This window comes from Stenotrophomonas sp. PS02301 (assembly GCF_029959485.1).
Taxonomy (GTDB): Bacteria; Pseudomonadota; Gammaproteobacteria; order Xanthomonadales; family Xanthomonadaceae; genus Stenotrophomonas; species Stenotrophomonas maltophilia_Z.
Genome location: NZ_JASCOO010000151.1, coordinates 1 through 6579, shown reverse-complemented (window position 1 = coordinate 6579; position 6579 = coordinate 1). Strand labels below are relative to the sequence as shown.

Below are 6579 nucleotides of genomic sequence, written 5' to 3'. Positions count from 1 at the left end.
CCGCGCCCCCCCCCCCCCCCCCCCCCCCCCCCCCCCCCCCCCCCCCCCCCCCCCCCCCCCACTACCCATCCGCGTTCAACAACATCAGCTCAGAACAGAAAACGGCGCGGATCTCTCCGCGCCGTTTTCGTTTTTCAAGATGCCCACCTACGCTGGGCACCTACCGCATGACGTGCATCAGAACTTAGCGGTGAACTCCAGACCGAACGTGCGCGGCTCGTTGAGGAAGCCGGTCAGGTTGTTGAAGTCGATCGCGCCGACCACACGGACCTGGTCGGTCAGGTTGCGGCCGTACGCGGCCACGTCGTACTGGCCGTAATCCCAGTTGTAGCCCAGGCGCAGGCCCCCTTCCAGCGAGGAGCGGCTGCGGAACTCCGGCGACTCGTACAGGAAGAAATTCACCGGGCTGCGGTACGCCCAGTCGGTGTAGACGTAGAACTCGCTGGCATCGTTGACCGGGAAGCCGGCGCGCAAGGTCAGGTTGTGGATCCACTTCGGCGCCTGCGGCAGCGGGTTGCCGTTGACCAGCGCGTAGGTACCGCCATCGATGACCGTGGTCGGGTCAGTGATGGTGCAGCCGCCGCCACAGATCGCCACCGCCAGATCCTTGTCCTTGATCTCGGTGTCGTTGTAGCTGCTGCCCAGGGTCAGCAGGACGTGGTCGGTCAGGTAGGCCTCGAAGTCCAGCTCCGCGCCCTGGCCGAGGGTCTTGTCGGCGTTGAGCAGGGTCGCGGTGTTGTTGGTGCCACCCACGGCGATCAGCTGCTGGCCGTCGACGTTGTAGCGGAACACGTTGAAGCCCAGGCGGGCGCGGCGGTCGAACAGGTCGGCCTTGATGCCGGCCTCGTACGAGATGACCTTCTCCGAGTTGGCCTGCGACAGGCCGGGCGAGAATGCCAGGCGGCCCTGGATCGACGGGGCGCGGAAGCCCTTGGCCACGCGGGCGTACGCGTTGAGGTTGTCGGTGATCTGATAGACGCCGCTCAGGTCCCAGCTGACGTCGTTGACGTCGGTCCTGGCGATGTACGGGCCACTGACCGGGGTACCGAACGGCACGGCCTGCAGCACGCTGGCGCTGAAGTCCTTCTTGTCCTGCGTGTAACGCACGCCACCGCGCAGCTTGAAGCGCTCGGTCACGTCAAAATCGCCGGAGGCGAACGCGGCCCACGCCTTGTTGCGCTGGTTCTGCACGACGTGGCCGGTCTGCGGGTTGCCGGGGGTCAGCGAGTCGTAGTTGAAGTTGTCGATGGTGACGTCTTCATCGAAGTAGAACACGCCGGCCTGCCAGTCGAAGCGGCCCCACTCGTTGGATTCCACGCGGAATTCCTGGGTCCACTGGCGGTGGTGCGGCAGGCCATCGGCCGATTCGGACGCGAACGGGATGTTGCCCGGGCCGTAGTTGCCGGCGCCCAGGAAGCTGGCACCGTAGCCGCCGTCGATGTCGCCACGGTTCAGCGATTCAGCGGTCTCGTACCCGGTGATCGAGTGCAGGGTGACGCGGCCCAGATCCCACTTCAGCCGCGCGCTGCCGCCCCAGGTTTCCAGGTCGGAGAAGTTCTGGCCATCGGTGGAGACTTCATCGCGGTCGAAGTTTTCGACCAGCTGGTTGGTGCCCGGCTTGAGGATGTTGGCGCGGAACAGGCGCGCGGTGCCGTTGAGCTTGCGCTTGTGCAGGTTGAACAGCGCTTCGACGTCGTCGCCTTCGTACAGGAACTGCACGCGGGCGGCGGCTTCGTCATAGCCCTCGAAGCCCTGCGCCGGGGCGCCCTGGCGGGTGTTGGTGACCCAGTCGTCGCGGCGCTGGTACAGCGCGGACACGCGCGCCGACCAGCGGTCGGTCAGCGGGCCGCCGTAGGCGCCCTGCGTGTTCCAGGTGTTGTAGCTGCCGTAGGCGACCTTGATGTACCCGTCGGCATCCTGCGAGGGACGCGCCGAATCGAACTTCACCACGCCGGCCGGGGTATTGCGGCCGAACAGCGTGCCCTGCGGGCCGCGCAGCACTTCCACACCGGCCAGGTCGAACAGCGGGAAGCCCTTCAGCAGCGGGCTTTCCTGCACCACATCGTCATACACCAGCGACACCGGCTGCGAGGCATTGAGGTCGAAATCGGTGTTGCCCAGGCCGCGGATGTAGAAACGCGGGAAGGCACGACCGTAGGACGATTCAATGTTCAGGCTCGGCACACGCGCCGACAGGAAGCGGATGTCATCGCCAGCCGAACCGAGTACGTCGAGCTTTTCACCCTGGATGGCCGAGATCGAGACCGGCACGTCCTTGGCGTTTTCGACGCGGCGTTGCGCCGTGACCTGCAGCGTATCGAGGGCGACCGGATCCTTGGTGGCGGGAGCGTCCTGGGCTGCGGCCGTCAATGGCAGCAGGGCGGCGAGGGCGACAACGAGCGGGTGCACGGACGGGAAACGGCCGTGGGCAGTGCGGTTCGGGAACATGGCGTTTAGGCTGTGTTGGGAGGGGTGGTGGACCGGCGCTACCAGACAATTGTTGCAGTACAGCAACAGAGCCGCAAACAACCGCTATTCATTACCCCCTTCCGGGAGCGCGCGTTGTGACGGCGGTCGCGGCCCGGCATCCCCGGTCATGGCCTGAATGCCCTGCCCCGCCGTCCTGCCGGGCTCGCCACCGCTTCGGTATGCTGGCGGCCCTCGATGCCCATTCAGTTGCCACGCCGATGACTTCACTGCGCCGTACCCGCCTGACGCTGTCCGTTGCCCTGCTCGGCCTGCTGGCCGGCTGCGGCGGTGATCCCGTGCGCCCGACCCCGCCGCCGGCGGCGATCCCGGTGACTCCGGCCAAGCCGGTCAAGATCGGCATCGCGCTCGGCGGCGGCGCGGCCAAGGGCTTCGCGCACATCGGGGTGATCAAGATGCTGGAGGCCAACGGCTTCGAGCCGGTGGTGGTGTCCGGCACCAGTGCCGGCAGTGTGGTCGGCGCGCTGTATGCCAGCGGCATGGACGCGTTCCAGATGCAGTCCAAGGCGGTCGCCCTGGATGAAGCCAGCATCCGCGACGTGCGGCTGTTCTCCGGCGGTCTGGTCCAGGGCCAGAAGCTGCAGGATTACGTCAACACACAGGTCGACAACCGCCCGGCCGAGAAGCTGAGCAAGCCCTTCGCTGCGGTTGCCACCCAGCTGGAAACCGGCGAGCGCACCGTGTTCGTGCGCGGCAACGTCGGCCAGGCGGTGCGCGCCTCCAGCAGCATCCCCGGCGTGTTCGAACCGGTGAAGATCGGCAAGTACAACTACATCGACGGCGGCGTGGTCAGCCCGGTGCCGGTGGATGCGGCGCGCCAGCTCGGCGCGGACATCGTGATCGCCGTGGACATCTCCAGCAAGGCCAGCGGCAAGGCGCCGACCGGCATGCTCGGCATCGTCAACCAGTCGATCTCGATCATGGGCCAGCGCCTGGGCGAGCAGGAACTGGCGCGCGCGGACGTGATCATCCGGCCGAAGGTGCTGGACATCGGCGCCGCCGATTTCGGCCAGCGCAACAACGCGATCCTGGAAGGCGAGAAGGCCGCGATGGCGGCGATGCCGCAGATCCGTGCCAAGGTGCAGCAGCTGCAGAAGGCGCGTGCCGCCGCGCTGGCCCCGCCGCCGGCCGCGCCCAAGTGCGATGAGCCTTCGCGCGTGGGCAAGCTGATGGGGCGCAAGGAAAAGTGCGTGTAACCCGGTAGTGCCGGGCGCTGCCCGGCGGCCTTACTCCAGCTGCGACAGCGGCAGCGCGCGGAAGTCCTTCACCGTGCGCAGCACGAAGCTGGAATTGACGTCGGCCACGCCGGCGGCATTGAGCAGCTTGTCGAGCAGGAAGCTGGAGAAGTGCTCCAGGTCGCGCACGTAGATGTGCAGCAGGTAATCCATGTCGCCGGTGAGCGCATGGCAGGCCACCACCTCATCCCATATCAGCACGCTGTCGGCGAACACGCCGATGGCGTGCTGGTCGTGCTTCTCCAGCTGCACCCGGACGAAGGCCTGCAGGCCCAGGCCGATCTGGCGCGGCTCCAGGCGGGCGCCATACCCGGCGATCACGCCCTCGCTTTCCAGCCGCTGGACGCGCCGCAGGCAAGCCGACGGGGACAGATTCACCCGTGCGGCCAGCTCGGCATTGGTCGCGCGGCCGTGTTGCTGGATTTCCGCCAGCAAGCGCAGATCCGTGCGGTCGAACTGGGTATCTCCGGCCATTGCTGCCCCGCAACATGAGGTGGACGCAATGATCTTGCGCCAGAAGCCCATATCCGCGCAACTTTGCAAACCTCTTGCGCGCACCCTGCTCTAGCATCGACAGATGACTTCCCAGGAGACCACCACGATGGAAACCGCCACCGCCCCCCGCCGCGTCGAACACCAGCAGACCGACAAGGGTTACGTGCCGGTCTATACCACCGCCATCGTGGAACAGCCCTGGGACAGCTACACCGCCGACGACCACGCCACCTGGAGCACGCTGTACCAGCGCCAGCGTGCGCTGCTGGAAGGCCGCGCCAGCAAGGAGTTCCTGCACGCGCAGGACGAGATGGGCATGAGCGCGCACATGATCCCGCGCTTCGACCAGCTCAACGAGGTGCTGGGCGCCGCCACCGGCTGGACCCTGGTCGGGGTGGAAGGGCTGCTGCCCGAGCTCGATTTCTTCGATCACCTGGCCAACCGCCGCTTCCCGGTGACGTGGTGGATCCGTCGCCCGGACCAGATCGACTACATCGCCGAGCCGGACATGTTCCATGACCTGTTCGGACACGTGCCGCTGCTGATGAACCCGGTGTTCGCCGACTACATGGCCGCTTACGGCCGCGGTGGCGTCAAGGCGCATGCGATCGGCCCGGAGGCGCTGCAGCACCTGACCCGCCTGTACTGGTACACGGTGGAGTTCGGCCTGATCAACACCGACGAAGGCCTGCGCATCTACGGTGCCGGCATCGTGTCGTCCAAGGGCGAGTCGCTGTACTCGCTGGAGTCGGCGGCGCCGAACCGGATCGGCTTCGATCTGGAGCGGATCATGCGCACCCGCTACCGCATCGACACCTTCCAGAAAACCTACTTCGTCATCGACAGCTTCGAGCAGTTGATGGCCGCGACCGCACCGGACTTCACCCCGATCTATGCCGCGCTGGAGGCCAAGGAGCATCTGCCGGCCGGTGAGGTGCAGGACGGTGACCGCGTGTTCCAGAAGGGCACGGGCGAAGGCTGGGAAGACGGCGGCGACGTGTAACGTCGTGACGCAATTCACTGGGGCGGTTGAAGTTTAGACACCTAACCTTCAAAAGCCTCGGGAGCTTTTGAAGGTTGGCAATGGGTGGAGCCGGGTCATGCGCTGCTGCTTTTCATCGCGGATACGCCAGCAGCACGACCAGATCCATCTCCCCCACCTGCTGCAGCGCATGCGAACTGCCCGTTCGCGTCAGCAGCGCATCCCCCGCCGCCACGTCGTACTGCGTCCCATCCAGCACGTAGCTGCCCTGCCCGCTGACGATGTAGTAAATCTCGTCCTTGTGCTGGGGATGCAGGCCGATGCCGGCCCCCTTGTGCAGCACGCGCTTGCGAAGCACGAACGGGAGGTCGGTGTCTTCGGCGAAAAACGGATACGCCGTGGTCGGCCCCGCTCCACCATGCGGGCCGGGCTGGGTCACCGCGATGTCACGCTCGTGGACCACGCGCGAGGGCCTGGCGGCCTCACCGCCCTGCCCCGCACTGCGCACCTCGCAGTCGATATCGCGCTTCAGCGCCGACGTGAGTCCGGGCTGCAACGCCACCCAGTCGCGCATCACCAGACACGCCACTGCGGTCGCCCCTGCCACACTGAAGTGCGTGCCATCGGCCTTGTTCTGCTCGGGCACGAACAGGAAGTACGGCTTGGCACCCTGCTCGCCCAGCCCGCGGATCCAGCGCGTGGAACTGTCGTTGAGATCGATCAGCGCGACCTGCTCGCGGGTGGCCAGCGCCTTCACCGCCTGGGTATACACACCGTGCGTGTCCAGCAGCGAACCGAAGTCATACAGCAGCCGCGCCACCGGGGTGATCAGCACCGGCGTGGCGCCCTTGTCGCGGGCCAGCTGCACGTAGCGCATCAGGAACTGCGGGTACGCGGTGGCAGGATCGGTGTAGCGCGTGGGGTCTTCGAACTTGGCGTCGTTGTGGCCGAACTGGATCAGCAGCACGTCACCGCGCTGAAGCTCGGCGGCGATCGCATCCAGGCGTTTCTCGTCGATGAAGCTGCGGGTGCTGCGGCCGCCCTTGGCGTGGTTACGGACCTCCCACACGGCGGGATCGAGATAGCTCTGCAAGGCCTGGCCCCAGCCGGCCTGTGGCGCGCGCTCCGGGCCGTACTCGGCGGCGGTGGAATCCCCGGCAATGAAGATGCGGTGCGGGGCACACAGCACGCTGGGGGCCGCGAGAAGCAGCGACAGGGACAACAGCAAACGCAGCATGGTCATGCTCCTGGGTGAAGAGCTGCCGGCCAGCGGCCGGCACTACCGGAGCCCACGATCTGCAGCGCAGATCGTGGGCGCGCCAGCGCGTCGCGATGGTGTTACCGGGCGCGCCAACCACCGTCGACCGGCAGCACCAGTCT

Annotated in this window: 5 protein-coding genes; 2 read left to right on the top strand and 3 right to left on the bottom strand. The window is 66.8% G+C overall.

What is annotated here, in order from left to right; translation table 11 throughout:
- Nucleotides 1-177 precede the first annotated feature (177 nt).
- Complete coding sequence (locus tag QMX81_RS20085; RefSeq protein WP_121043841.1) at nt 178-2448, bottom strand: TonB-dependent receptor; 2271 nt, start codon at nt 2446-2448, stop codon at nt 178-180.
- 239 nt (nt 2449-2687) lie between these two features.
- Between QMX81_RS20085 and QMX81_RS20080 the strand changes: the two genes are divergently transcribed.
- The gene (locus QMX81_RS20080) at nt 2688-3683 is read left to right on the top strand and encodes a patatin-like phospholipase family protein (protein WP_121044033.1); all 996 of its coding nucleotides are present in this window, start codon (nt 2688-2690) and stop codon (nt 3681-3683) included.
- Nucleotides 3684-3713: 30 nt separating this feature from the next.
- Here the strand turns inward: QMX81_RS20080 and QMX81_RS20075 are convergent, their stop codons facing one another.
- Complete coding sequence (locus QMX81_RS20075; RefSeq protein ID WP_121043838.1) at nt 3714-4196, bottom strand: Lrp/AsnC family transcriptional regulator; 483 nt, start codon at nt 4194-4196, stop codon at nt 3714-3716.
- Nucleotides 4197-4323: 127 nt separating this feature from the next.
- Between QMX81_RS20075 and phhA the strand changes: the two genes are divergently transcribed.
- The gene (phhA, locus tag QMX81_RS20070; protein ID WP_282264156.1) at nt 4324-5220 is read left to right on the top strand and encodes a phenylalanine 4-monooxygenase; all 897 of its coding nucleotides are present in this window, start codon (nt 4324-4326) and stop codon (nt 5218-5220) included.
- A 112-nt stretch (nt 5221-5332) separates the two neighbouring features.
- On the opposite strand, the gene QMX81_RS20065 is transcribed toward phhA, so the two are convergent.
- Nucleotides 5333-6436 carry a GDSL-type esterase/lipase family protein gene (locus QMX81_RS20065; protein WP_282264150.1) on the bottom strand — a complete coding sequence of 368 codons (1104 nt, stop codon included), beginning with the start codon at nt 6434-6436 and terminating at the stop codon, nt 5333-5335.
- Between the last annotated feature and the right edge of the window lie 143 nt (nt 6437-6579).

Bases quoted from the DNA above. Each gene is read 5' to 3' on its own strand.
- QMX81_RS20080 (WP_121044033.1), top strand. From the start codon at position 2,688: ATGACTTCACTGCGCCGTACCCGCCTGACGCTGTCCGTTGCCCTGCTC.
- QMX81_RS20075 (WP_121043838.1), bottom strand. From the start codon at position 4,196: ATGGCCGGAGATACCCAGTTCGACCGCACGGATCTGCGCTTGCTGGCG.
- QMX81_RS20065 (WP_282264150.1), bottom strand. From the start codon at position 6,436: ATGCTGCGTTTGCTGTTGTCCCTGTCGCTGCTTCTCGCGGCCCCCAGC.
- phhA (WP_282264156.1), top strand. From the start codon at position 4,324: ATGGAAACCGCCACCGCCCCCCGCCGCGTCGAACACCAGCAGACCGAC.
- QMX81_RS20085 (WP_121043841.1), bottom strand. From the start codon at position 2,448: ATGTTCCCGAACCGCACTGCCCACGGCCGTTTCCCGTCCGTGCACCCG.